The 24,732-nt window shown below is 76.3% G+C and carries 21 protein-coding genes and 2 pseudogenes; 8 read left to right on the forward strand and 15 right to left on the reverse strand.

The genetic code is table 11. The features are described from left to right. Positions 1 to 27: 27 nt before the first annotated feature. The 4 genes and pseudogenes from ACOQFB_RS03265 to ACOQFB_RS03280 form a co-directional block, all read right to left on the reverse strand. Complete coding sequence (locus ACOQFB_RS03265) at positions 28 to 1,185, reverse strand: homogentisate 1,2-dioxygenase (RefSeq protein WP_059438217.1); 1,158 nt, start codon at positions 1,183 to 1,185, stop codon at positions 28 to 30. Between the two features lie 4 nt (positions 1,186 to 1,189). After that, positions 1,190 to 2,370: pseudogene (locus ACOQFB_RS03270) on the reverse strand (4-hydroxyphenylpyruvate dioxygenase family protein). Beyond that, positions 2,367 to 3,029, reverse strand: coding sequence for a maleylacetoacetate isomerase (gene maiA / locus ACOQFB_RS03275; RefSeq protein WP_059438219.1), 663 nt, complete (start codon positions 3,027 to 3,029; stop codon positions 2,367 to 2,369). Before maiA ends, ACOQFB_RS03270 begins: the two are co-directional and overlap by 4 nt. Beyond that, positions 3,026 to 4,003, reverse strand: a complete 978-nt coding sequence (locus tag ACOQFB_RS03280; protein WP_421608629.1) for a fumarylacetoacetate hydrolase family protein — start codon at positions 4,001 to 4,003, stop codon at positions 3,026 to 3,028. Before ACOQFB_RS03280 ends, maiA begins: the two co-directional genes overlap by 4 nt. A 132-nt stretch (positions 4,004 to 4,135) precedes the next feature. Between ACOQFB_RS03280 and ACOQFB_RS03285 the strand changes: the two genes are divergently transcribed. Further along, positions 4,136 to 5,302 carry a GNAT family N-acetyltransferase gene (locus ACOQFB_RS03285; protein WP_421608630.1) on the forward strand — a complete coding sequence of 389 codons (1,167 nt, stop codon included), beginning with the start codon at positions 4,136 to 4,138 and terminating at the stop codon, positions 5,300 to 5,302. Between the two features lie 80 nt (positions 5,303 to 5,382). Here ACOQFB_RS03285 and ACOQFB_RS03290 read toward each other — a convergent pair whose 3' ends face one another. The 6 genes from ACOQFB_RS03290 to ACOQFB_RS03315 are packed head-to-tail and all read right to left on the reverse strand — an operon-like array spanning position 5,383 to position 13,136. Beyond that, on the reverse strand, positions 5,383 to 6,153 hold the full coding sequence (locus ACOQFB_RS03290; protein ID WP_421608631.1) for a class I SAM-dependent methyltransferase: 771 nt from the start codon (positions 6,151 to 6,153) through the stop codon (positions 5,383 to 5,385). A 32-nt stretch (positions 6,154 to 6,185) separates the two neighbouring features. Beyond that, a complete protein-coding gene (locus ACOQFB_RS03295) occupies positions 6,186 to 7,412 on the reverse strand; it encodes a hypothetical protein (RefSeq protein WP_421608632.1) in 1,227 nt (408 codons plus the stop codon). Positions 7,413 to 7,421: 9 nt separating this feature from the next. Beyond that, positions 7,422 to 8,705 carry a hypothetical protein gene (locus ACOQFB_RS03300; protein WP_421608633.1) on the reverse strand — a complete coding sequence of 428 codons (1,284 nt, stop codon included), beginning with the start codon at positions 8,703 to 8,705 and terminating at the stop codon, positions 7,422 to 7,424. A gap of 32 nt (positions 8,706 to 8,737) precedes the next feature. Then, on the reverse strand, positions 8,738 to 10,654 hold the full coding sequence (locus tag ACOQFB_RS03305) for a tetratricopeptide repeat protein (protein WP_421608634.1): 1,917 nt from the start codon (positions 10,652 to 10,654) through the stop codon (positions 8,738 to 8,740). After that, positions 10,651 to 11,568, reverse strand: coding sequence for a sugar-transfer associated ATP-grasp domain-containing protein (locus tag ACOQFB_RS03310; RefSeq protein WP_059437544.1), 918 nt, complete (start codon positions 11,566 to 11,568; stop codon positions 10,651 to 10,653). Before ACOQFB_RS03310 ends, ACOQFB_RS03305 begins: the two co-directional genes overlap by 4 nt. Continuing rightward, positions 11,565 to 13,136, reverse strand: a complete 1,572-nt coding sequence (locus tag ACOQFB_RS03315) for a 7TM domain-containing protein (protein ID WP_059437543.1) — start codon at positions 13,134 to 13,136, stop codon at positions 11,565 to 11,567. The genes ACOQFB_RS03310 and ACOQFB_RS03315 overlap by 4 nt, the downstream gene beginning before the upstream one ends. Positions 13,137 to 13,296: 160 nt before the next feature. Here ACOQFB_RS03315 and ACOQFB_RS03320 point away from each other — a divergent pair, with 160 nt between their 5' ends. From ACOQFB_RS03320 to ACOQFB_RS03335, 4 genes are read left to right on the forward strand one after another with little or no spacing between them, the layout of a single operon-like run. Beyond that, entirely contained in the window at positions 13,297 to 14,547 is a 1,251-nt protein-coding gene (locus ACOQFB_RS03320; RefSeq protein WP_494492450.1) for an efflux RND transporter periplasmic adaptor subunit, read from the forward strand. Beyond that, positions 14,537 to 15,754, forward strand: coding sequence for an ABC transporter permease (locus ACOQFB_RS03325; protein ID WP_059437541.1), 1,218 nt, complete (start codon positions 14,537 to 14,539; stop codon positions 15,752 to 15,754). Before ACOQFB_RS03320 ends, ACOQFB_RS03325 begins: the two co-directional genes overlap by 11 nt. Then, positions 15,747 to 16,466, forward strand: a complete 720-nt coding sequence (locus ACOQFB_RS03330; protein WP_059437540.1) for an ABC transporter ATP-binding protein — start codon at positions 15,747 to 15,749, stop codon at positions 16,464 to 16,466. Before ACOQFB_RS03325 ends, ACOQFB_RS03330 begins: the two co-directional genes overlap by 8 nt. Beyond that, on the forward strand, positions 16,463 to 16,834 hold the full coding sequence (locus ACOQFB_RS03335) for a peptide chain release factor family protein (protein ID WP_059437539.1): 372 nt from the start codon (positions 16,463 to 16,465) through the stop codon (positions 16,832 to 16,834). The genes ACOQFB_RS03330 and ACOQFB_RS03335 overlap by 4 nt, the downstream gene beginning before the upstream one ends. Here ACOQFB_RS03335 and ACOQFB_RS03340 read toward each other — a convergent pair whose 3' ends face one another. Both ACOQFB_RS03340 and ACOQFB_RS03345 read right to left on the reverse strand, forming a co-directional pair. Then, positions 16,835 to 17,218: a hypothetical protein gene (locus tag ACOQFB_RS03340; RefSeq protein WP_059437538.1), complete on the reverse strand. Its 384-nt coding sequence runs from the start codon at positions 17,216 to 17,218 to the stop codon at positions 16,835 to 16,837. A 286-nt stretch (positions 17,219 to 17,504) separates the two neighbouring features. Further along, positions 17,505 to 17,630, reverse strand: a complete 126-nt coding sequence (locus ACOQFB_RS03345) for a hypothetical protein (protein WP_272946345.1) — start codon at positions 17,628 to 17,630, stop codon at positions 17,505 to 17,507. Positions 17,631 to 17,795: 165 nt separating this feature from the next. Between ACOQFB_RS03345 and ACOQFB_RS03350 the strand changes: the two genes are divergently transcribed. Further along, positions 17,796 to 18,332 carry a DUF488 family protein, N3 subclade gene (locus tag ACOQFB_RS03350; RefSeq protein ID WP_494492451.1) on the forward strand — a complete coding sequence of 179 codons (537 nt, stop codon included), beginning with the start codon at positions 17,796 to 17,798 and terminating at the stop codon, positions 18,330 to 18,332. On the opposite strand, the gene ACOQFB_RS03355 is transcribed toward ACOQFB_RS03350, so the two are convergent. After that, positions 18,292 to 18,561 (reverse strand): hypothetical protein, encoded by a 270-nt coding sequence (locus ACOQFB_RS03355; RefSeq protein WP_011422456.1) that lies wholly within the window; start codon positions 18,559 to 18,561, stop codon positions 18,292 to 18,294. The genes ACOQFB_RS03350 and ACOQFB_RS03355 overlap by 41 nt on opposite strands. A gap of 107 nt (positions 18,562 to 18,668) precedes the next feature. Between ACOQFB_RS03355 and ACOQFB_RS03360 the strand changes: the two genes are divergently transcribed. Next, positions 18,669 to 19,418, forward strand: a complete 750-nt coding sequence (locus tag ACOQFB_RS03360; RefSeq protein ID WP_421608636.1) for a hypothetical protein — start codon at positions 18,669 to 18,671, stop codon at positions 19,416 to 19,418. A gap of 175 nt (positions 19,419 to 19,593) precedes the next feature. Here the strand turns inward: ACOQFB_RS03360 and ACOQFB_RS03365 are convergent, their stop codons facing one another. Next, positions 19,594 to 22,179 (reverse strand): DEAD/DEAH box helicase, encoded by a 2,586-nt coding sequence (locus ACOQFB_RS03365; protein ID WP_421608637.1) that lies wholly within the window; start codon positions 22,177 to 22,179, stop codon positions 19,594 to 19,596. Between the two features lie 126 nt (positions 22,180 to 22,305). Here ACOQFB_RS03365 and ACOQFB_RS03370 point away from each other — a divergent pair, with 126 nt between their 5' ends. Next, a complete protein-coding gene (locus ACOQFB_RS03370; protein WP_059437535.1) occupies positions 22,306 to 23,097 on the forward strand; it encodes a DUF481 domain-containing protein in 792 nt (263 codons plus the stop codon). 34 nt (positions 23,098 to 23,131) lie between these two features. On the opposite strand, the pseudogene ACOQFB_RS03375 reads toward ACOQFB_RS03370, so the two are convergent. Beyond that, positions 23,132 to 24,591: pseudogene (locus ACOQFB_RS03375) on the reverse strand (putative Na+/H+ antiporter). Positions 24,592 to 24,732: the final 141 nt, after the last annotated feature.

Consider the following 24,732-nt stretch of genomic DNA (forward strand, 5'->3'; position numbering starts at 1 on the left):
GGGAGGGGCGGCGGGCGCCGGGGCGCCTCAGCCGACGAAGCTCTCCTGGTAGCCCGGGTCCTCGATGCCGAGCGCGATGGCGGTGGGCTGCAGCGGCAGGTAGCAGTCGAGCATCACCGCCAGCTCGTTCGTGCTCCGCGTGCCGATCGACGCCTCGTACGCGCCGGGGTGGGGGCCGTGCATCGTGCCGGCGGGGTGGTGCGAGATCGAGCCGGGGCCGACGCCGCGGCGGCTGGTGAACTCGCCGCGCACGTAGAACAGGATCTCGTCCACGTCCACCGAGGCGTGCGGGTACGGGCAGGGCACGGCCTCCGGGTGGAAGTCGGTCACCCGCGGCACGAACGAGCAGACCAGCGCGCCGCGCGCCGCGAACGTGCCGTGCCAGGTGGGCGGCAGGTGCACCAGCCCGGCCCGCGGCTGGAAGTTCAGGATGGGGAAGGCGAACGGGTAGAGCGCGCCGTCCCAGCCCACCACGTCGAGCGGCGACGCGTCGTAGCGGAAGCCGTGGAACGCGCCGGCGCGCTTCACCACCAGCTCGCGGAGGCCCTCGTCCACCGGCCCCTTCAGCTCGACCCGCCGGAAGTCGCGGTGGGAGTACGGGGCGTCCATCCGGAGCTGCCCGGTCTCGTTCCGCCACTGCGCCGGCAGGTGCATGCCGCCCGGGAACTCGAGCGAGAGCCAGCGCTGCGGCCCCGCGTCGGGCACGATCCGGTGCAGCAGGCCCTTCGGCACGTAGACGTAGTCGTGCTGCCCGAAGCGCAGGTCGCCCATGGGCGAGCGCAGCAGGCCGCCGCCCTCGGCGACGAAGTAGAGGTCGTCGCCGTCGCCGTTCGCGAAGTAGACCGGATCCTCGGAGGTGGGGGTCACCAGCCCGACCACCACGTCGGCGTTGAACAGCAGCGGGCGCCGCGCGTCCACCGGCGGCCCGCCGCGCGCCGCGAGGTCCTGGGTGCGGTAGTGGCGCTTCAGCAGCGCCCGCGCCGGCGCGGGCTGCGGCAGCGGGAAGCCGTTCCGGGCCTGGGCGGCGTGGACCGCGTGCGGCCGGTTGCGGTGGTAGAGCAGCGCGTAGGGCCCGTCGAAGCCGGCGCGGGTGTACGCCTCCTCGTGGAGCAGCCGGCCCTCCGCGTCGCGGAACGCGAGGTGGTGCTTGCGCGGCACCTCTCCCTGGACGATCCGGTCGAGCATCCGCTCAGGCCCGCCCTTCGCGCACCTGCTCGCGCTCGATGGACTCGAACAGCGCGCGGAAGTTGCCCGCGCCGAAGCCCTGGTCGCCCTTGCGCTGGATGATCTCGAAGAAGAACGGCCCGGCGTCGGGCTCGTGGTACAGGCCGGCGGCGTCGCGCAGGAAGATCTGCAGCAGGTAGGAGTGGTCGCCCGCGCCGTCCACCAGGATCTCGAGCTCCTGCAGGACCTTCGGGTCCTCGTCGATGCGGCCGATGCCGGTGCTGCGGATCCGCTCCGGCAGCGCCTCGTAGTAGGCCGCCGGCGTGGGCATGAACTCGACCCCCCGCGCGCGCATGCCGCGCACCGAGGAGAGGATGTCCTGGACCGTGAGCGCCGCGTGCTGCACGCCGTCGCCGCGGTGGTCCTCGTTGAACACGTTGATCTGGGAGGACTTGAACGCGGGGCGCCACGGCTCGTTGTTCGCGAACTTCACCCCGGAGCGCGGCTCGCGCATCACCACCGAGCGGAGGCCCGAGCCCTTCTGCGCCTCGAGCGCGGCCCGGCGCGCGCCGGCCGCGTCCTTGGTGTGGAACTCCACCTCCCAGAACTCCTCCATCCCCATGACGTGCTCCATCCACAGGAGCGCCGGCTTCATGGTCTGGAAGTTGTTGGTGAGGTGGTCCACGTGGCCGAAGCCGAACGCGTTGCGCCCGCCCTCGGGCGCGGCGAGCCGCTCGATGCCCGGGTAGACGGCGCGGAAGCCGCGGCGCTCCACGAAGCGGAAGGTGGTGTCGCCGAGCGGGGTGGTGATGTTGAACGTGCGCAGCGTCCCGCCGTCGTCCCGGTGCTCCTGCACGTCGGTGACGGGCGTCGCGCCGCGCTCCTCCAGCAGCCGGAAGCAGCGGTCCGCGTCCTCCACCTCGAACACCACCGTCCCCACGCCGTCGGGGTGCTTGCGCAGCCAGCGCCAGGCGCGGCCGCCCTGGCCGACGGGCTCGGAGCACACCACGCGCACGTCGCCCGCCTCGAACACCGCCGAGCGCTGCCGGCCCTCGCGCTCCAGCGCGGGCGTGCTGCGGGCCACCTCCGCGAAGTCCAGCTCTGCCCGTAGAAGCGGCGGCTGCGCTCGAGGTCGTGGACGTAGTAGTGCAGCCCCTCGATGCGGACGATGCCGAGCGGCTCGAGCTGCGTCTTCTGCGAGGTCATGGGCTCCTCCTGTCGGGCGGCGGCGCGTCCGGCTGGCGATCGGGGTGGGCGGCCTGGAACGGCGCGAGCGCCGCGCAGGCCTCGTCCACGCGCCGGAGCGTGGGGTAGGGCTCGAGGTCGAGGCCGAACCGGCGCGCGTTGTAGAGCTGGGGCACGAGGTAGCAGTCGGCGAGCCCGGGCGCGTCGCCGTGCGCGAAGCGGCCGGCGCCGTCCCGCACCGCCGTCTCCAGGGCCGCGAGCCCGCGCGCGATGAAGAACCGGGCCCACTCCCGGTCCCAGCCCGGCACCTTCTCGCGCAGCATCCGGAGCACGAGCGAGTTCTGCATCGGCTGCGTCCCGGAGTTCACGTGCTCGGCGAGGGCGCGCACCCGGGCGCGGCCCCACAGGTCGGGCGGCAGCAGGGCCGGCTCGGGGTGGCGCTCCTCCAGCCACTCCAGGATGGCCATGGACTGCACCAGCAGGCGCGTCCGCCCGTCCTCCTGCACCTCCAGCACCGGCACCTGCGACATCGGGTTGCGGGCCTCGTGCGCGGGCTGGAACTGCTCCTGCGCGAGCAGGTCCACGGCGCGGTACTCGTACGCGAGCCCCTTCAGCGCGAGGCCGAGGCGCACGCGCCAGGCGGAGGAGGAGCGCCAGTAGGAGTAGAGGCGGAGGGTCATGGCGCGCGCACCCGCTGCGAGATGGTGCCGAACACGTTGCGGCCCGCGCCGTCGCGGACCTCGATCTCGACCGTGTCGCCGGCGGCCAGGAACCGCGTGCGCGGCGCGCCGCCGTCGATCATCTCGAGGGCGCGCTGCTCGGCGATGCAGGACCAGCCGCGGGCGCGATCGGCGTTCGAGACCGTGCCGCTGCCGAGGAGGGTGCCGGCGGTGAACCCGCGGGTCCGCGCCACGTGCTCGAGGAGCTGGAAGAAGGAGAAGTGCATCTCCGGACCGGCGTCCACCGTCCCCACCACCTCGCCGTTCCACCGCACCGTCATGCGCAGGTGCAGGCGGCCGTCGCGCCAGGCCGGGCCGACCTCGTCCGGCGTGACCGCGAACGGCGAGAACGCGGTGGCCGGCTTCGACTGGAAGAAGCCGAACCCCTTGGCGAGCTCGCCCGGCACGAGGTTGCGCAGGGTGACGTCGTTCGCGAGGCAGAGCAGCCGGACGTGGCGGCCGGCGTCCGCGGCGCGGGTGCCGCGGGGCACGTCGCCGAGGATGCAGCAGACCTCGCCCTCGAGGTCGAGGCCCCAGCCCGGATCCGGGAGCGGGATGTCCTCGGTGGGCCCGAGGAGCACGCCGGAGCCACCCTGGTACACGAGCGGGTCGGTCTCGAGCGTGGGCGGCGGCTCGGCCCCGCGCGCCTTGCGCACGAGCCGCACGTGGTTGAGGTACGCGGAGCCGTCCACCCACTCGTACGCGCGCGGGAGCGGCGAGTGGAGCGCGCGCGGATCGAGCGGCACGCCGGCGGCGCGTCCCGCGTCGAGCGACTCGGCGAGGGCACGGAGCTTCGGCTCCGCCTCCTCCCACCGGTCGAGCGCGTCCTGCAGCGTCCTGGCCGCGGGGGTGGCATCGAGGAGGGCCTCGCCGTCCCGGCGGACCACCATCAGCCGCCCGTCGCGGCTGCCGTCACGTAGCGTCGCGAGGCGCATTCTGGGTGCAACCTAGTAATGGGTGGCTCGGCGGGTTGCGACCCGAGGATCGGGGCGCCGGCGGGCCCTCTCGGGGCGAGCGCGGCTCGTGGCGCGTTGCGCCGTCGGCGCCGCGGCGGCTATGAACGGCCGGTGTCCGGGCTCACCCTCTCCGTCCACGGCTCCATCACCGAGATCCGCCCCGAGGACTGGGACGCGCTCCTCGAGCACGAGCTCGAGCGCGCCAGCCCGTTCGCCCGCCACGCGTTCCTGGCCGCGTGCGAGGAGAGCGGCTGCGCCACCCCGCGGACCGGGTGGGCGCCGCGGCACCTGGTGGCCCGGCGCGGCGGCCGGGTGGTGGCGGCCGCGTTCGCCTACGCGCGCGAGAGCTCCGACGGCGACTTCGGGCGCGACTGGGAGTGGGCCGCGGCGGCCGCGCGGGCGCGCGTCGCCTGGTACCCGAAGCTCGTGCTGGGGGTCCCGTTCACGCCCGCCACCGGGCGCCGCTTCCTGGTGGCCGCCGGCGAGGACCGGGCCGAGCTGATGCGCGCCCTGCTGGAGCGGGCGCGGCGGCTCTGCGCCGAGGAGGGGCTCCACGGGCTCCACGTGCTGTTCCCCGGCGCGGACGAGGCGCGCGAGCTGGAGGAGGCCGGCCTCGCGCTGCGGGTGGACTTCCAGTACCACTGGCGCAACGCCGGGTACGCCGATCCGGAGGCGTTCCTGGCGGCGTTCCCCTCCAAGCGCCGGAACGCCATCCGGCGCGAGAAGGCCGCGCCGGAGCGGCAGGGCATCGCCGTCCGCACGGTGCGGGGCGAGGAGCTGTCGCGGGACCCGGAGGGCTGGGCGCGCGACTGCTTCGCGCTGCACCGCGCCTCCACCGACCAGATGGCCTGGGGCATGCGCTTCGTGAACCGCGCCTTCTACGCGCGGGTGTTCGGCGGGATGCCGGACGCGGCGGAGGTGGTGGAGGCCCGGCGGGAGGGACGGCTGGTGGGGATGGCCTTCAACCTGGCCAGTGCCGAGGCGCTCTACGGCCGCTACTGGGGCTGCGTCGAGCAGCACCCGTTCCTCCACTTCAACGTGGCGCTGTACCACTCGATCGACGAGTGCATCCGCCGCGGCGTCCGGCGGTTCGAGGGCGGCGCCGGCGGGGAGCACAAGCTCGCCCGCGGCTTCGAGCCGGCCGAGACCTGGAGCGCGCACCTGCTGCTCGACCGGCGGCTCGACGCGCCCATCCGCCGCCACCTGGAGCTGGAGCGCCCGCAGCGCCTGGAGGCGGTGGCGCGCTGGCGGGAGGAGCACCCGCGGCTGGGCGGGTGACCCTTCGATTCCGGCCGCTCATCCCGACCCTTCGACTCCGGCGGCCCTTCGACTCCGGCGAGCCTTCGGCTCGCCTACGCTCAGGGTGAGCGGGGATCGCGGGCCCAGGCCAGCGCGATCTCGCGCCGCCAGGCGGCGCCGCCGTGGGCCGTGGCCAGGGCGCGGGCGTCGGCGAGCAGCGCCTCGAGCGCGGCCGGGCCGAGCGCCGGGCCGACGTACGAGAGCGAGCGCAGCACCGCGTCGAGCGCGTCGGGCCCGAGCCGCACCTCGTCCTCGAACGCCTCGACCGCGGGCGCGGGGAGCCCGGCCACCGAGAAGAACAGCGGCACCGGCGGCGGGCGCGGGCGGGCCTTGAAGTTCGCCTGCGCGATGCGCTCGCCCAGCGCGCGGAGGAACGGCGTGTCCGCCAGGCGCGGGGTCACCACCGCCAGCGCGCCGCCCAGCGCGAGCAGGCGCGCGGCCTCGCGCGCGCCGCGGTCCGGGTCGAGCCAGTGGAGCGCGTCGGCGACGACCACGAGGTCGAAGGCGCCCGCCGGGAGGCCGGTCTCCTCGGCGGCGGCGTGCACCGGCTCGACGGCCGGACCGGTCGGCGCCGGCGCGGCGGCGAGCGCGTCCAGCATGGCGCGCGCGGGCTCGACGGCCCACACGCGCAGCCCGCGACCGGCGAGCGCGCGCGCGAGGTGGCCGGTCCCGGCGCCCAGGTCCGCCACCCGCGCGCTCGGCCCGCCCGCGAGCGCCGCCAGCCGGTCGCAGAGCGGCGCCGGGTAGCCGGGCCGGACGGCGTAGTCCTCCGCCAGGCGGTTGAACACCCAGCGGCGCGGATCGTCGGGGGAGGCGCCTCGCCGGGACACGCCGGCGACGGTACCACGCGACCGGGGCGGCCCTACAGGCGCCACTCCACGCCCGCGATGGCGCGGACGTTCTCGTAGTCGAAGCGGATGTCGTAGCCGGTGTCGGTGACCGGGTCGGGCACGTAGTCCGGGTAGTTCGTGTCGCGCTTCACCCACTCCGCCTCCGCGACCGCCGACACGGCCGGCGTGAGCGCGTACCGGGCGCCGGCGCGGAGCGCCACCCGGCGGTCGTACCGGCGGGAGCCGGAGTCGAGGCGGGCGGGGCTGGTGCCGTTCGCGCCGTACTCGAGCAGCCACGCCTCCACGCGTCCCTCGAGCGTGAGCCGGCCGGTCGCCGCCCAGTCCACGTCGAGGCGCGGGTGCTGGCCGGTGTACGAGTAGTAGCCCTGGAACGGATCGTCCTGGACCACGTAGCCGTAGCGGAGCGCGGCGTCGAGCTGGCCGCCGAGCCGCTTCAGCTCCACCTCCACCGACGGCTCGAGCTTGCTCAGCTTCTGGTCCGGGTTGGTGTAGCCGCTCGTCCCGCCGGTGCCGGCGTTCCGGGCGAGCAGGTCGAGATCGTGACGGTGGGTGTAGCCGAGGCGGAACGCGGCCGCCCAGCTCTCGCCGCCCAGGTACCGCCAGGAGAGGTCGAGCTGGTGCTGGACGTTGTCGCGCGGCGTGAGGTGCATCGGGTTCACGTCGGGCTGGAACGCCGCCTCGCCCTGGTACGCGTAGGAGACGTAGCGGTAGTGGAGCCGCAGGTGGCTCCGCGGCAGCGGCCGCGCCCAGAGCTGGCCGCCGACGTGCCAGGCCAGGTAGCCGAAGCGGTCGGTGGACGCGAGCGCGCCGCCCGGCGCGCGCTGGTACAGGTCGGGCCAGCCGGGCCGGTACGCCCCGGACACGCCGACCTCGGGCCCGGCGCGGAAGCTGCGGGTGAAGCGGCGCTCCGCCGTCAGGTCGAGCGCGCCGGCGGTCTCGGAGAGGTCCGCGCCGAACGTCTGGCGGTGCGCGAGCCGGAGCGGGACGCCGACGGTCCAGTCGCCACCCCGCCACTCCGGCGTGAGCGCGCCCTCCACGATGCCGAGCGCGCCGGAATCGCGCCGCACGCCCATGCCGTCGAACGCGCCGGCGTAGGCGCCGAGGCGGGCGTCGAGGGTCCAGCCGGACGCGTCGCGGCGGGCGGCGTGCCGGAGGCGGGCGGAGTCGGGCGCGTCGGAGGCGTCGGGCGCCTGGGCGGCGAGGGCGAGGCCGGCGGCGAGGGAGAGGAGCAGGTTCATGGGATCACCTCAGGGGCAGGCGCAGCCAGCGGCGGACAGCGCCGACGCGGCGAGCGCGGGGTAGGTGCTGGCGGCGAAGGCCGGGTCGCTCGCGACCAGCGTGGAGAGCGCGCCGGAGGCGGCGCAGGCGCTCGCCGGCGACGCGTCGCCCGGCCGCGCGGCGGAGCAGTAGGGGCCGGGCGCGGGCCAGGCCAGGTAGGCCTTGAGCACGTGGTAGAGCGCGTTGTCGCGCCAGCTGCTCGCGCCCGCGATCACCGCGTGGAAGTCCGCCGACGCCGCGCCCAGCTCGGGCGCCGGGTCGGCCGCGTAGACCGCGAGCGACTGGTGCGCGCGCCCGCGCCAGTACAGCGCGGCGTCGCGGTAGAAGCTGCCCGGGACGGCGAGGACCTGGCCGAACGCCGCGGCGGCGGCGTCCAGCGAGGCGGTCCGGAGCGCCTGCCAGCCGGCGACGGTCGAGTCGGACGGCTCCTCGAAGTGGCTCCGGCCCAGGTAGTAGCGGGCGTTGTCGAAGTAGCTGGACGCGGCGGCGACGGCGGCGAGCTCCGCCTCGGCCCGGTCGAAGCTCGCCACCGCGGCGGCCTGCTCCGGCGTGCCGTCGGCCGGCGCGACCGCGCCCGTCTCGAGCGGGTGGACGGAGAGGTAGCCGAGCTCGTAGTCGGCGCGGCCCAGGTAGTAGGCGGCGTTGTCCGACCAGGTGCCGGTGGCGCTGGCCTGCCGGGAGCGCCGGAACTCGTCCCAGGCGGCGGCGTAGCCGGCCTGGACCGCGGCCGTGGAGGCGCCGGCCGCGGCCTGCGCGAGCGCCGCCAGCTGGAACCGGGCGCGCCCCTCGAAGTAGGCGACCGCGTCCAGCAGCGGCGACCCGGGGAACGCGGCCTCGGCGGCGTCGAGCCGGTCGCGCGCGTCGGCGAAGTCGGCGGGGTCCGCGGAGAGCGTGCCCACTTCGTAGCTGCAGCGGCCGTCGAGGTAGGCCGCGTTGTCGAGCCGGATGGACTGCGGGAACTCCACCGGCAGGCGCTCCAGGTCCGCCTGCGCGAGGCGGTACTCGGCGATCGCCTCCGAGGCCTTCGCGGCGGCGACCGCGGGATCGGTGGCGGCGCGGGAGGCGGCCGCGAGCGCGTTGGCGGCGTCGTAGTGGCCGAGCGCCGAGATGAGCAGCGCGTCGCCGGGGCGCGTCGGGTCGAGCGGCACGCCGCCCGGGCCGCTCGCGCCACCCCCTCCGCCTCCGCCGCAGGCGGCGGCGGCGAGCAGGGCGGCGAGGGCGAGGCGGGCGGCGGGTCCAGCAGGGCGTGGCATGGGGGCTCCGGGGGGCTCGGTGCGGGGGGAGATCAGCGGGCGGCGGCCCGCGGGGCGAGGGTGGCGCAGCGCGCGAGCAGCGGCTGCACGGCGGGATCCTTCGGCGCCTCGGCCAGCAGCGCCCGCGCCCGGGCCTCGCAGCCGGCGCGGTCGCCCTCGCGGGCGGCGACCTCGGCGAGCGCGGCGCGGGCGGGGAGGTCCCCGGGGACGAGGTCGAGCAGCTCCTCGAAGCGGGCCCGGGCGTCGGCGACGCGGCCGGAGGCGAGCTCCAGCTCGGCCGTCTTGCGCCGCGACGGCACGTGGTCCGGGTCGATCGCGGCGGCCTGGCGGAACGCGTCGCCCGCCTGGCGCGGGTCGCCCGCGTCGAGGAGCGCCAGCCCGAGGTCGTACCAGGCGGTGGTCGAGCGCGGCGAGCGGGCCAGCACGCGGCGGTAGGCGGCGATGGCCTCGTCGGTGCGCCCGGCGCGGGCCGCGGTGACGCCCAGCGACAGCTCGGCCGCGTCGTAGCCGGGCCGCGCCTCCAGCGCGCGGCGGAGCGACGCGACCGCCTCGTCGAAGCGGCGCGCGTCGGACTGGAGCTGGCCGAGCGCGAGCCAGCCCGGCGCGTGGCGCGGGTCGGCCTCCACCGCGCGGCGGTACGCGGCCTCCGCGGCCGCGGCGTCGCCGGCGGCCTCCTCCAGCTTGCCCAGGTTCACGAGCGCCGCGCCGTAGCCGGGCCGCAGCTCCAGCGCGCGCCGGTAGGCGGCGCGGGCCGCGGCGAGGTCGCCCTCGCCCTTCTCCAGCACGCCCAGGTTCAGCCAGGCCTCGGGGTAGTCGCCCTTCGCGACGTCGATGGCCCGCCGGTACGCGCGGCGCGCGTCCGCCGCGCGCCCGTCGCGATCCGCCACCAGCGCGGCGAGGAAGTGGTGCTCGGCCACCTCCGGCCCGTCGGTCACCAGCCGGTCGGCCTCGTGCCGCGCCCGGGCGAAGTCGCGGGCCGAGAGCGCGAGGCGCAGCACGCGGCGGCGGGCGTAGCGGTTCGAGGGGTCGAGCCGGAGCGCGCGCTCGTACGCCTCGGCCGCGCCGGCGTCGTCCCCGGTCCGCTCGCGGGCGCGCCCCAGCGCCGCGTGCACGGCCGGCACGTCGGGCGCGAGGTCGGCGGCGCGGGCCAGCACCGCCAGCGCCCGGTCCGCGTCGCCGGCGTCGCCGCCGAGCCAGGCGCGCGCCACGCCCAGGCGGATCTCGACCCGGGCCGGCGCGTAGAGCACCGCCTGCTCGAAGGCGCGCGTCGCCTCGGCGCGGCGCCCCGCGGCGAGGTGCGCGGCGCCGAGCGCCACCAGCGCCCGCGCGCGCTCCTCGTTCGAGCCCGCCGCGGCGGCGGGCTCGAGCAGCGCCACCGCCTCGGCCACCGCGCCGCGCCGGCGCAGCAGCGTCCCGAGCGCGATCCGGACCGCGCCCGACGAGGGCCGCTGGGCCAGCGCGCGCCGGAGGTCCCGCTCGGCGCCCTCCCGGTCCCCGAGGCGGGCGCGGGCCAGCCCGAGGCGCAGCGCGGTGGCCGCCTCGGGACGGAGCTGGTCGGCGCGGGCGAGGTGCGGCAGCGCGCGCTCGGGCTGGCCGGCGGCGAGGAGCCACGCGCCCAGCTCCGCCTCCAGCGCCGGGGCGTCGGGGTGGTCGCGCAGCGCCTGCTCGTAGAGCGGGATGGCGTCCGCGTAGAGCGCCCGGCGCGCGGCGGTGCGGGCGCGCGCGTGCGCGTCGGAGACGGGCGGCGCCTCGGGCCCGTCGGGCGCGTCGCCCGACGGCTCCTCGTCCTCGCCGGCGGGCAGCGCCTCGTCGGTCACCGCGATGCGGAGCGGCTCGTTCCCGCGCCGGCCGGCCCAGGCCTCCAGCGCGAGCGCGCCCGCCACCAGGGCCGCGAGCCCGAGCAGCATCGGCCAGAGCCGGTCCAGGGCGACGCGATCGCCGGGGCTCACGCGGCCCTCCCTTCCGTCGCGGCCGCCAGCGCGGGCCCGAGCCCCCGGCCGTTCACGTTCTGGATCTCCAGCCCGGGCCGGGCGTTGATCTCCAGCACCAGCGGGCGCACCTCGCGGTCCACCACCACGTCCACCCCCAGGTAGCCGAGCGGCACCGCCGCGGCGGCGCGGCGCGCCACGTCCAGCACCGCCGGCCAGGCGGGGAGCTCGAGCCCGAGCAGCGGCGCGCCGGACTCGGGGTGGCGCTCCACCGGGCGGCCGCGGTGCAGCGCGCGGAAGGTCCGGCCGGTGGCGAGGTCCACGGCGATCCCGAGCCCGCCCTGGTGCAGGTTGGCGCGCCCGCCCGACTCGGCGGTCGGGACGCGGATCATCGCCATGACCGGCGACGTCCGGAGCGTGACGACGCGCAGGTCGCACAGGCCGTCGCCCCACAGCCCGGCGAACAGCGGGTGCGGCTCCACGCGCCGCTCCACGAACGCGCGGTCCTCGAGCTGGTTGGAGTGGACGCCGAACACCACGTCGGCGAGGTGGCGCCCGAGCGTGCGCGGCGAGAGCGGCTCGCCGCCCGCCTTGCGCCAGCAGCCGGCCTCCGCGTCCCAGCCGCCGACCACCAGGATGCCGCCGCCGCCCGCGCCGTTCGCAGGCTTCACCACGAACTGCGAGCGCCCGCGCAGCGCCTCCACCACGCCGGGCACGGCGTACAGCCCCTCGCACACCGCCAGCGTCTCCGGCGCCGGCACGCCGGCGGCCTGGAACCGCTCCTTCGCGAGCAGCTTGTCGTCGGCGAGCGGGTAGTGGCGCCGGTCGTTGTTCGGGTAGACGAGCGCCAGGTTGCGCCGGTTGATCCCGTAGACCTCGGCGCGCCGGACGAGCGCGCCCCGGAGCCGCGCCGCCGCCCGCGAGAGGGCGCTCACGCCTCGCCCCCGAGCAGCCCGCGGAAGCGGCGGTACTCGCTGAGCCGCATGCCCACCCAGCGCCCCAGGTACACGTTCGCCGCCACCACCAGCAGCAGCACCTCCGGGAAGCCGATCACGAGCACCTGCAGCGCCAGCGAGCTCATCACCGCGTGGCACGCCAGCATCACCGCCAGCGTGCCGGCCAGCTCCTTCCCGGCCGCGCGCGCGCCGTGCTCGGTGAGCGACAGGTAGAAGCGCTCGGCGCAGATGGCGAGCACGGCGATCGGGAACATGGTGACGCGGGTGAGCGCCGCGATCCCGGCGCGCTCGGCGACCATGGAGGTGGTGAGCAGCGTCAGCACCACCGCGGCGAGCAGGATCGCGAGGGTGGGGGAGTGCAGCAGCTCGAGCCGGGTGAGCCCCCAGCGCACGGCGGCGACCGCCGCCACCACCAGCAGCACCGCCAGCACGCCGTACCCGGCGCCGGTCTCGCCCGCCGAGGCGGCGAGCAGCGCGGGCAGGAAGGTGCCGAACGTGGGCATGCCCACCACGTTCCGGAACAGCACCACCAGGAGCGCGCCCACCGGCAGCATCAGCACGGTGCGGAGCAGCGCGAACGGGAGCCGCAGGCGGTCGAACAGCCCCCAGACGTCGAACAGCGTGAACGTCGCCTTGGCCTGCGGCGACGGCACCAGCGCGCCGTGCGTCTCGAAGCGGTAGTCGAAGTTCACGTCGGCGGTGTGGCGGAACAGCGCCTCGTCGCCCACGTAGAGCGTGAGGTAGCGCTCGGGCAGCTCGGCGAAGTGGCCGTTCGTGGGGCAGAACGGGACCCAGTGCCCGGCCACCCAGGCCTCCACCCACTGGTGCGAGGTCCGCTTCGCGCCGGGCTCGAGGATGAGGCCGCCCACCAGCCGCGCCGGGATCCCGGCCGCCCGCGCCAGCGCCACGAACAGCCGGCTCTTGCCGTTGCAGCTCGACTCGCCCAGGCGCAGCGCGGTGAGCGCGTCGGTGGTCCCCTTGAACGGCCGGGGCTGCAGCGACGCCGCCAGCGCGTGGATGCGCCGGAGCCGCTCCACCACGCCGCCCTGGTCCCCGCCGATGCGCTGCAGGGTGGCGCGGATCTCCGGCGCGTCCACCTGGATCTCCTTCTCCGGCCGGAGCCAGGCGGCCGCCGAGGGCGGGTAGGCGGAGGGCACCTCCAGCCCGGCGGGCAGGTCGTACGACACGCGCCGGGGGAGCACCTTGAACGCGTGCCGGATGCGCGCGCCGTTGGGCACGTCGGCGCCGCTCCAGGTGGCCACCCGGTTCGGCCCCTCCATCGACTGCGAGAGGTGCAGGCCGGAGGTCTGGTCGCGCTCCTCGGAGATGGTCTGGTGCGCGTCGCTCGAGGGCAGGAAGCTGCGGACGCGGACGTCGCCGCCGTGGCCGTCGAGGTCGAGCGCGTAGGTGACCTCGTACTGGCGCACCGGCAGGATGTCGGCGAGGCGGTAGCCGAGCGCGCGGACCTTGTACGCCATGAGGCCGGCGGTGCCGAGGACGAGCGCGAGGACGGTGAGGCCGAGCTTGTGCGGGTGCGAGAGCGCCATGGTCGGTGTGGCGGTTCGACCCGGCGGACGGCCGGCCGGCCACACGCGGAGGTCGCCCGTCTCGGGGCGTCGCCCCGCCGACCGTGCGGCGATGTCGCGGCGGGTGGCAGCGGCACCGCGGCGCTGGGCGCGCGCACGACGCCGGTGTACCAATGGGGACATGGACGCCCCGCGCCGCCCCGTCGCGCGCCTGCTCCGGTCCCGGACCGGCCGCGTCGCCGCGGGCGTCGCGCTGGCGCTCGCGGCGGTGGCCGCGGTGCGCGCGGCGCGCGGGACGGCGGCGCCCGGCTACGCGGTGGAGCGGCGGCCGCTGGTGCAGCGGGTGGTGGCGAGCGGGCGGGTGATGGCCCCGGCGCGCATCCAGGTGGGCGCGGTCGCGACCGGCAAGGTGGCCGCGGTCCGGGTGGACGAGGGCGACGCCGTCCGCGCCGGCGACCTGCTGGTGCAGCTCGACGACGCGGAGGCCCGCGCCGCGCTGGCGCAGGCGCGCGCGCAGGTGCTCCAGGCGGCGGCGCGGCTGGAGCAGTCGCGCGGCCCGGCGGCGCGCGGGGCGAGCGAGGCGCTGCGCCAGGCCGAGCTGCGCGTCGAGCTGGCGGAGCGCGCGCGGGAGCGGGCGCGGAGCCTGGCCCGCGGGAGCGCCAGCGTCGCCCAGCTGGACGACGCGGAGCAGGCGCTCGCGCTGGCCCGGAGCGCGCGGGAGAGCGCGCTCGCGCAGGCCACGGCGGCGGCCGGCGCCGGCCCGGACCAGCGCCTGGCCGAGGCCGCGCTCGCGGCGGCCCGCGGCGCCGAGGAGGTCGCCCGCGCGCGCCTGGAGGACCGGCAGCTCCGCGCGCCGGCCGCGGCGACGGTGATCCTGCGCGACGTCGAGCCCGGCGACACCGTGACCGCCGGCGCGCGCCTGCTCGTGCTGGCGCGCACCGGCGAGACGCGGCTCTCGGTCGAGCCGGACGAGAAGAACCTGGCGCTGCTGCGCGCCGGCCAGCCGGCCCGCGCGGTGGCGGACGCGTTCCCGGACGCGCCCTTCGAGGCGACGGTGTCCTTCCTCGCGCCCTCGGTGGATCCCGCCCGCGGCACGGTCGAGGTGCGCCTCGCCGTCCCCGCGCCGCCGCCGTTCCTGCGCCCGGACATGACCGTCTCGGTGAACGTGGAGGTGGGCCGCAAGGCCGAGGCGCTCGTCCTCCCCGCCGACGCCGTCCGCGACGCCGGCGGCTCGCCGTGGGTGCTGGCGGTCCGCGGCGGCCGGGCGGAGCGGCGCGCGGTGCGCCTCGGGCTGCGGGGCGACGGGCTGGTGGAGATCGCCGAGGGGCTCGCCGCCGGCGACGAGGTGCTGGCGCCGTCCGCCGCGGTGGCCGAGGGGAGCCGGGTGCGGGTGCGCCGCCTGCCCGGGCCGGAGCTGGGCCGTGCCCTTTGAGCTGTTCGTCGCGCTGCGCTTCCTGCGCGAGGGCCGCGCCCAGACCGCGCTGGTGCTGGGCGGCGCCACGGTGGGCGTCGGGGTGATCGTCTTCCTGACGGCGCTCATCGGCGGCCTCCAGGAGACGCTGGTCGAGCAGACGCTCGGGTCGCAGGCGCACGTGGTGCTGCGCCGGCCCGAGCGCGTCCCGACGGTGCTGCCGCCCGGGCCGGGCGAGGCGCTCGCCGCGGTGGTGGAGAAGATCCCGGAGCGCGATCGGTCGGTGGAGCAGTGGCCGGAGGTGCTCGCGCTGGTCCGCGGCGCGCCGGGCGTGGTGTCGGCCACGCCCACCGCGGCGGGCTCGGCCTTCGCGAGCCGGGCAGGGGTGTCGCGCGCCGTGGCGCTGCGCGGGGTCGAGCCCGGGAGCTTCGACCGGGTGATCCCGATGTCGCGGCGCATGAAGGCGGGCGCGTTCCGGGTCGGCGGCGAGGAGGTGGTGATCGGGGCGGTGCTCGCCGACGAGCTGGGGCTCGCGGTGGGCGACAAGCTCCGGATCACCAGCGCCGAGTCGCGCTCCGACCTGTTCACGGTGGCGGGCGTCTTCGACCTGGGCAGCCGGGACGTGAACCAGCGCTGGGTGCTGGTCTCGCTCCGGGCGGCGCAGACGCTGCTCGACCTGCAGGGCGGGATCACCGGCGTCGAGCTGAAGGTGCGGGAGCCGTTCGCCGCCGAGCGCGTCGCGCGCTCGCTGGCCGCGCGGACCGGCCTGCTGGCCGAGAGCTGGATGCAGCTCAACCAGCAGCTCCTCACCGCGCTGCGCTCGCAGAGCGCCTCGTCGCTGCTCATCCAGTCGTTCGTGGTGCTGGCGGTGGCGCTCGGGATCGCGAGCGTGCTGGGCATCTCGGTGATCCAGCGGTCGCGCGAGATCGGGATCCTGAAGGCCACCGGGACCACCACCGGCACCGTGCTCCGCATCTTCCTCATCGAGGGCGCGCTGGTCGGCGGCGCGGGCTCGATCCTCGGCTCCCTGCTCGGCACCGCCATGTCGCTCGCGTTCGCGACGCTGGTGCGCAACCCGTACGGCGAGGCGCTCTTCCCGGTGGAGCTGACCCCGGGGCTGTTCCTGCTGGCGTCGGCGGTGGCGGTGGGCACCGGGCTGGTGGCCGCGGCCTACCCCGCGCGGCGCGCCGCGAAGCTCGATCCGGCGGTGGTGATCCGCTATGGCTGAGCCGGTGGCCACGCCCACGGTGGAGCTCTCCGGCGTCCGCAAGGACTACGTGGCCGGCCCGGTGGTCACGCCGGTGCTGCACGGCGTGGACCTCGAGGTGGGCGCGGGGGAGTTCACCGCGCTCATGGGCCCGTCCGGCTCCGGGAAGTCCACGCTGCTCAACCTCATCGGGCTGCTCGACCGGCCCACCGCGGGCCGGGTGCGGGTGGCGGGCCTCGACACCGCCGCGCTCGACGACGACGCCATGGCGCGCACGCGCGGGCGCACCATCGGGTTCGTGTTCCAGTTCCACCACCTGCTGCCCGCGTTCACCGCCCTCGAGAACGTCATGATCCCGATGATGGCGGCGCGGGGCCGGCCGGCCCCGGACATGGCCGAGTGCGGGGAGCACCTGCTCCGGCAGGTGGGCCTGGGCGCCGTGCTGCACCGCCGCGTCACCCAGCTCTCCGGCGGCCAGCAGCAGCGGGTCGCCATCGCCCGCGCCCTCGCGATGGCCCCGCGGCTGGTGCTGGCCGACGAGCCCACCGGCAACCTCGACACCCACGCCGCGGACGAGGTGTTCGCGCTGCTGCGCGAGTTCAACCGCCGGGCCGGCATCACCTTCCTGATCGTGACGCACGACCCCCGGCTCGCCGACCGCTGCGACCGCATCGTCGAGCTGGTGGACGGGCGCATCGTGGCCGACCGGCCCAACCCGAGGAGCGGAGCATGACGGTGTCCGAGGCGCTGCGGGCGGAGGCCCGCCGGGCGCTCGCGCTCTCCGACGAGGCGCTGCTCGCCGAGTGCGACGAGAGCTTCTTCGTGGGCGGCGGGCCCGGCGGCCAGCACCGCAACAAGACCGAGAGCGGCGTGCGGCTGGTGCACCGGCCCACCGAGCTCACCGTGACCGCCACCGAGCGGCGCAGCCAGCTGCAGAACCGCGGCGCCGCGCTCGAGCGGCTGCGCGCGCGGCTCCAGCCGCTGGCGCACCGGCCCAAGCCGCGGCGGCCCACCAAGCCGACGCGCGGCGCCAAGGAGCGGCGCCTCACCGAGAAGAAGCGGCGCGGGGAGCGGAAGGCGTCGCGGCGCGGCTGGGAGTGACTACCAGCGGCCGGTGACCGGCGGCGCGCGCTGCGCCTCGAGCTGCGAGGCGAGCGGGACCAGCTCGGCGAGGCCGGCGCGGACCAGCCGGTCGAGCGCGGCCCGCACCTCGGCGCCCGGGATCCCGGCGTCCTCGAGCGCATGGCCCAGCTCGGAGAGGCCGCGGGGCTTGCCCTTCAGCTCGCCGAGCAGCACGCCGTCGCCCGGCTCCACCGCGCGTGGGGAGGCCCAGCCCGCCAGCGCCGCGTCCAGCACCGCGCGCCCGGCGCCGCGCGCGCCCAGCACCGCGGCGCGGTACGCCTCCTCGGCGTCGCGCCCGGCGGGCGACAGCGTGAACTTCTGCCCGCGCGCCCAGCGCGGGCCTTCCCGAGGCTTCGGTTGCATGGTCGGAGGACGGGTATCGGCCTTCGGGCCGGTCCTTGTCAACCGCAACGGCTGGGAGGCATCAAGCGCGGGTGCGCGGGGCCGCTCAGCAGGCGCCGCCTTCCCAGGCCGTGTTCCAGGCGACCAGGCCCTCGCGCCCGAACACCTTCTGCACCTCGATGCGGAGGCCCGGGATGAGGTGCTTCTGCCGGTGCTCCGCGAGGAACGTGATCCCGTCCTGCTCGATGAGCGCGTCGCGCTCGGGGTCGGCCGACTCGTCCAGAGTCAGTTGGTAGCTGATGCCACCTCAACCATGGCCGACGTGGATGCGGACGTAGCGGCTGCTGGGGTCGCGGGAGAGGTGCTCGAGCAGCGCGGTGCGCGCCGCGTCGGTCACCTCGATCGTGGGAGTCGTCTCGGTGGAGGCACTCATGGTGGGGTGGGAGCCGGGACCGGGCGGAAGGGTTCCGGCCGGGCAGCGGGCCCCGGAGCCGTGCGCCGGCGCGGCCGCGGCGGCATGCAACCGTCCGTGGTCACGCGGGGATCGGCAGGGTCGGCGGACGCGCCGCGCCGCAGGGCGGCGCCGGGCTGGGGCGGCGTGCGCGTGCTCGCGCTCGGGCACTCCACCCGGCCCATCGACGCGTTCATCGACCTGCTGCGCTCGGTCGGCGCCGTCACCGTGGCCGACATCCGCACCATCCCCCGCTCGCGCGCGAACCCGCAGTACGAGGGGCCGGCGCTCCGCGCCGCGCTCGCGAGGGCCGGGATCGGCTACGCGCACCTCCCGCGGCTCGGCGGGCTGCGCCACGCGCGGCGCGACTCGCCGAACGGCGCCTGGCGCAACGCGAGCTTCCGCGGCTACGCGGACCACATGGCCACGCCGGAGTTCGAGGAGGGGCTGCTCGAGCTGCGCGAGCTGGCGCGCCGCGGGCCGGTGGCGCTGGTCTGCGCCGAGGCGGTCCCCTGGCGCTGCCACCGCTCGCTGGTGGCGGACGCGCTCCTGGCGCGCGGCGTGGGGGTGGAGCACGTCACCGGCGCCGGGCGGACGCGCCCGCACCGGCTCACCCCGTTCGCGCGGGTGGAGGGGCGGCGCGTCACGTACCCTGCGGACGGGCCCGCCGCTGCCGCACCGTGATGGCCACCCCGGCGATCGCGCTCGCCAGGATGAGCGCGTTCGTCACCACGAACACCCAGTTGCCCACGAGCAGGCTGTAGAGCGTGAACCCGGCCGACGCGGTGGTCTGCCCGGCGAAGAGCCAGCGCGACACGCCCGCGCCGGTGCCCTCCCGCCACTGCTTGTGCACCTGGCGGGCGAGCGTGGCGAGCAGCACCGCGGAGCTGAGCCAGCCGAGGAGCTCGGTCACGCCGGATCACGGTGGCCCCGGGCCGCCGCGCGGGCACGCCGCGGTTGCCTTCCGCCCGCCCAGCCACGACACTGGCCGCCGCCCCATCGCCCGATCCGGAGGTCCCCGTGCCCACCGCTGCGCTCGCGCTCGCCGCGCTCGTCCTCGCCGCCGCCCCCTCCCTGCCCGCCGCCGGCGCGCCCGCCGCCCCGGTTGGCGCCCAGCCGGGCGCCGAGGCCCGGGCCGAGGTCCACGCGCTGGTGGAGCGCTGCGTGGCGGCCTACGGCGGCAAGAAGGCGGTGGTGCGGCTCGCCCGCGTCCGGGAGGAGGGGACCGTCACCTCGCTGCTGCACCCGGGGCAGCCCGGGCGCATCACCCGCGTCTACCAGCGGTCGGGCAAGCTGCGGGTGGAGATCGCGTTCCCCGGCGCGCCGGTGGAGGTCCGGGTGCTGGACGGCGGCCGCGGCTGGCGCTTCGGCGAGGAGGTGGGCGGCCCGTTCCTGATGTCGATGATCCTGCAGGCCTCGCGGCTCGACCTGCCGGCGCTGCTCGCCGCCTGGGAGAACAAGCTCGAGGATCGCGGCGCGTGGGAGGCGGACGGGGCGACGCTGCGGGTCCTGGCGCTGGAGGTCGCGCCGGGCGTGGTGGTGGAGGCGGGCATCGACCCGGCCACCGGCCGGATCCTGCGCTCGCGCGGCGCCTCGCGCGGCGGCGGGCCGGTCGAGTTCGTCACCACCTACTCGGACTTCCGGACCGTGGACGGCGTGCTGGTGGCCTTCCACGAGGGCAACTGGGCGAACGGCCAGACCACCGGCGAGACCGTGCTCGAGAAGGTGGAGCTCCCGGCGCGGATCGACCCGGCGGCGTTCCGGCCGTAGCGCCGGACGGCTCAGAGCGCGTGAATCAATCCCCGGACCGAGCCGGGCGGTCGAGACGCGAGCAGCGCGAGGCGCGACGACCGAGCATGCCCCGAGGCATGTGAGGGAGGAGCAACGACGCGATGCGACGCGGATCGGCCGCCGCGGCGACGGGAGGGGATTGGTTCACGTGCTCTCAGGTCCCGACGCGGACGAGCGTGAGCAGCGGCTGGTCGGGATCGCGGGGCGGCTCGGTGAGGTCGAGCTCGCAGGTGATGGCCCAGTCCACCTCGCCGGCCTCGTCCACGATCCGCTGCACCGCCTCCCAGCGCCGCGGGCCCAGCTCCTTCACGAACGTGTTGTGCGGCCGCCGCGCGGCGGGCGTCACGTCGATGCGCGGGTGCGCCTCCCAGTAGGGCGCCATGGCCGCCTCGAGCGCGGCCGGGGTCCACTCCGCGCCGGGCGCGAGCGCCGCCATCGCCGCGGCGTGGTCCTTCCGCGCGAGCGCCACGAGCAGCGCGTGCAGCTCGTTGCGGATGCGCGCCGCGCACGCGCGCGGGTCGGCCCAGACCGGCGGCGGGCCCAGCGTCGCGGCCACCGCCGCGCGGGCGTCCACCGCCGCCGCCTGGTAGGACGGATCGCGCATGCGCTCCCACTCGTCGATGAGCGAGGAGTCCACGCCGCGCACGGTCGCGCGCAGGAACGCGATCACGTCGAGGAGCGCGTCGTCGCGGTAGGTCTCGGGCACGGTCTGGACCAGCGTCTTGTACGTCTCCGAGAGGTAGCGCAGCACCACCCCCTCCGAGCGCTGCAGCTCGTACTCGCGCACGTAGTCCGCGAACGTCATGAACCGCTCGACCATCTCGCGGGCCACCGACTTCGGGCGGATGTTCTCGGCGCCGACCCAGGGGTGCTTCGCGGCGAACTCGTTGAAGGTGGCGTACACGAAGTCGCGGTTGGGCTTCGGGTACTCGACCTTCTCCAGCTCGGCCATGCGCTCGTCGTACTCCATGCCGCGCGCCTTCATCTCGGCGACGGCCTCGCCGCGGGCGCGGTCGAGCTGCTTCCACAGGATGACGTCCGGGTCCTCCAGGATCGACTCCACCATGGAGAGGACGTCGAGCGCGTAGGTCTCGCGCTCGCGCGGGATGGCCGGGAGCGTGTCGAGCAGGTACAGCGCGAGCGTGTGGAACAGCGAGAAGTCGCGCTGCAGCCCGGGCGCGGGCCGCAGGTACGCGCCGCGGTAGCCCTCGATCCGGCGCACCTCGACCAGCCCCGCGGCCCGGAGCGTGCGGAGGCGCTGGGCGGCCACGCGCCGGTGGCGCGCGCGCACGTAGTCGTTCCCGTGGGAGCGGGCGATGATCTCGACCAGCCTGCCGTAGCCGCCGCCCACCCGCGTGGTCTCGCTCTGCAGCAGGTTCACGAGCAGCCCGAAGGTCGGCTCGAAGCGGCTCTCCATCGGCTCCGGCTCCTTCTCCTGGAGCCGCTGGAAGGTGTTCCGGTCGAAGTGCACGTAGCCCTTGGTGGGCGGCTGCTTCTTGACGACCTTCTTCCCGGCGGCGGCCTTCTCGGCGAGCTTCTTGTTCTCGACCACGTGCTCGGGCGCCTGCGCCACCACGTACCCGCGATCGTCGAAGCCCTTCCGGCCGGCGCGCCCGGAGATCTGGTGGAAGTCGCGCGAGGTGAGGATGGCGGTCTTCGTCCCGTCGAACTTGCAGAGCTGCGTGAAGAGCACGGTGCGGATGGGGATGTTGACGCCCATGCCCAGCGTGTCGGTGCCGGAGACCACCTTCAGCAGGCCGCCCTGCGCGAGCTTCTCGACCAGCAGCCGGTAGCGGGGCAGCAGGCCGGCGTGGTGCAGCCCGATCCCGTGGCGCAGGAAGCGCTGCAGCTCCTTGCCGTAGGGCGAGTCGAAGCGGGCCCCGGCCAGCGCCTCGGCGATGCGCGCCTTCTCCTCCTTCGAGGAGAAGTTCGCGCTCATGAGGTTCTGCGCCTGCTCGGCGGCGGCGCGCTGGGTGAAGTTCACGAGGTAGATGGGCGCCCGGCTCGACGTGACCAGCTCCTCGATGGTCTCGTGGAGCGGCGTCTCGCGCCACTCGTGCTCGAGCGGCACCGGCCGCGCCGCGTTCCGGACCGCCGCCACCTCCCGCCCGGTCACCTCGCGCAGCGAGGCCTCGATGGCCCGCGTGTCGCCGAGCGTGGCGGACATGAGCAGGAAGCGGGCCTTCTCGAGCACGAGGAGCGGCACCTGCCACGCCACCCCGCGCTCCCGGTCGCCGTAGTAGTGGAACTCGTCCATCACCACCGCGTCCACGGGCGGCTCGGCCTCGCGCACCGCCAGGTTCATCAGGATCTCGGCGGTGCAGCAGACGATGGGCGCGTCGCGGTTCACCGCGCCGTCGCCGGTCATCATCCCCACGTTCTCGGGGCCGAACAGGCGGCAGAGGTCGAAGAACTTCTCGTTGACGAGCGCCTTGATCGGGCAGGTGTAGAAGGACCGCTGCCCGGCGGCCATCGCCTGGAAGTGGAGGAAGGTCGCGACCAGCGACTTGCCCGAGCCGGTCGGCGTCGAGAGCACGAGGTGGTTGCCGTCCAGGAGCGCGAGGATCGCCTCCTCCTGGTGCGGGTAGAGCGAGAGCCCGGTCGAGGCGACCCACGAGACGAAGCGGTCGAGCACCGCGTCGGCAGGGAGCGGCGGCGCGCCGGCGGGCGGGAGCAGCGCGGCGAGCGGGGCGCGCAGGGGCTCGGGGCCCGGGGCGGGCGCGGGGCTGGGCGTGGACATGCGTGGGCCTTCGTACCGCGTGCGCGCCCGCGGCGCCAGCCGCGCGGAGGCCGCTCGCTGCGGCGCCGCGACCGGTTGCCCGACCCGCCGCCGGCCGGGTATCAGGGAGGGATGAGGAGGAACCGGATGAAGCTGACACCGTGGGTGGCGCTGCTCGCGCCGGCGCTGGCCGCGGCCGCGGACGCGCCGGCGAAGCCGGGGCCGCAGTGGTCGGGCGTGGTGGGCGCGGGGGTGATCGTCCTCACCGGCAACGCCGAGACCACCACCATGAACGGCGCCGCCAGCGCGCAGCGCGAGGCGGGCGGGTGGATCCTGGCCGGGAAGGCCACCGGTGTGTACGGGCGGACGCGCCCGGCCAGCCGGGACGAGCCGGCCCAGACCGTGGCGCTCGGCGCCGCCGGGCAGCTCCGGGCCGACCGCAAGCTCGCCGAGCACGTCACGGTGTTCGCCCTGGGCGGCGCCGAGACCGACCACGTGGCCAGCCTGGAGTACCGGGCCTACGGCGAGGGCGGCGCCGGCTGGCTGTGGCTGGACCGGAAGCAGGACGCCGGGGGCGAGCTGCTCCTGCGCACCGACCTGGGCGTGCGCTACACCTACGACGCGCGCTGGCAGTACTACGGGACCGCGGACGCGCCCGAGGGCGACCTTCCCGACGTCGAGGCGGTGGCGCCGCGCGCGGGCCTCGCGTTCCGCTACGGCTTCTCCGAGCACGTCAAGCTGGTGCAGGAGGCCGAGGTGCTCGCGAACGTCACCGACGGCGAGCGCTGGCAGGTGCGGTCGCTGACGAAGCTCGCCAGCCGCCTGGTGAAGGCGGTGAGCTTCGGCCTGTCCTACCAGGTGGCCTACGACTCGGCGCCGGCGCCCGGCAAGGTCCGCACCGACACCGCCCTCGGCGCGACCGTCGAGGTCGCCTTCTGAACGACAGCTCGCGGCGGGCTCGCTTCGCTCGCCGCTACAGCCACAGGAAGCACGCCAGCACGACCGCGGTGGGCGCGAGCGCCGCGGCGGCGAGCGAGGCGGGCTTCACGCCGTCCGGGAAGTAGCGCGCCAGCGCGGCCTGGCCGGCGGGGTTGGGCGCGTTCGCGATGACGGTGAGGCCGCCGCCCGCCACCGCGCCCGCCACCACCGCGTAGCGCGCCGTCGCGTCGAACGTCGGCACCAGCGAGGCCAGGTAGGTGATGGCGGCGTTGTCGTTGAACGCGGTCAGGCCGGCCGCGCCGAACATGAGCGAGAGCGGGTCGAGGCGCCCCAGCACCGGCGCGATCCACCACTGCTGGAGCGCGCCGTGCACCACCAGGCCCGCCAGGAAGAAGCCGACCAGGATGGGCGCGCGCAGGTCGAGCGGCTGCTGGTGGGGGGCGGTGGCGGTGTGGAACGCCATGAAGAACAGGAACAGCCCCACGAACAGCGGCGGCGTGTGCGCCGCCTTCACCACCAGCGCGAGCAGGACGAGGTGCACCACCACGATCCAGGCGGGCGACCGGGACGCCGGCTCGTCCGGCCGCGCGCCCGCGTCGCGCGCCGCCGCGTCCGCCTCGGCGCGCGCGGCCAGCGCCGCCAGGTCCTTCCGGAAGATCACCGCGTAGAGCAGGTTCGACACGGCGATGGCGACGGCCGCCTTCCAGCCGAAGTTCGCCAGCATGTGCGGCGTGTCCCAGCCGAACCGGGCCGCCACCATCAGCACCGGCGGCGCGGCGAAGTGCGTCAGCGTCCCGCCCACCGAGACGTTCACGAACAGCAGGCCCAGCGTGGCGTAGCGGAGCCGGCGGGTGGGATCCAGGTCGAGCACGCGCCGGCCGAGCAGGAGCGCGCAGATGATCATGGCCGCGGGCTCGGTGATGAGCGAGCCGAGCAGCGGCCCGAGCGTGAGCGTCGAGAGCCACCACGCGAAAGGGGTCCCGCCCCCCAGCCGAGCGACGCGCCCCATCACCGCCTCGGCGAAGGACAGCACCGGCCGGGTGGAGGCGAGGGCCATCACCACCACCACGAACAGCGGCTCGGTGAAGTTCACGTGGCCCAGGAACGCCTCGGCGGTCTTCGAGCCCTTCGCGACGGTGATGGCGATCATGAGCGGCAGCACCAGATGCCGAACACCGCCTCGACCTCGCCCAGGAAGTGCAGCACCTCCACCTTGCCGCTGTGCGCGCCGGGGCCGCGGTCCGCCTCCACCCGCTCGCGCAGGCGGTGCGAGGCTGCGAGGAACCGCGGCGCGAGGAAGGTGTGGAGGATGGCGAGCAGGAACAGCGCCGTGGCGACCGCGTTGAGCGGCTCGGCCTGCACGCGGTGGAGGAGCACCCCCCAGAGCGACAGCCCCTCCTCGCCGACGTAGCTGTCCAGCGGCGGCGGGAAGGGCGCCCCGGCGGGCGGGGCGGCGGCGGCTGCGAGCGCGGCGGGGACGGCGGGCAGGTTCACGTTCGGTGCTCCTCCGGAGCGGGTCGCGAGGAGCGGAGCCTACCACCCGCTGCGCGGTGCCGCGCCCGGGATCGGCCGCCGCACCCCGCCGCGGCGCGTCCGCACCGCCGGGGTGGCGGCCGGGCCGCGGCGGGGGCAGAA

Source organism: Anaeromyxobacter sp. Red801, assembly GCF_049201065.2.
Taxonomy (GTDB): domain Bacteria; phylum Myxococcota; class Myxococcia; order Myxococcales; family Anaeromyxobacteraceae; genus Anaeromyxobacter.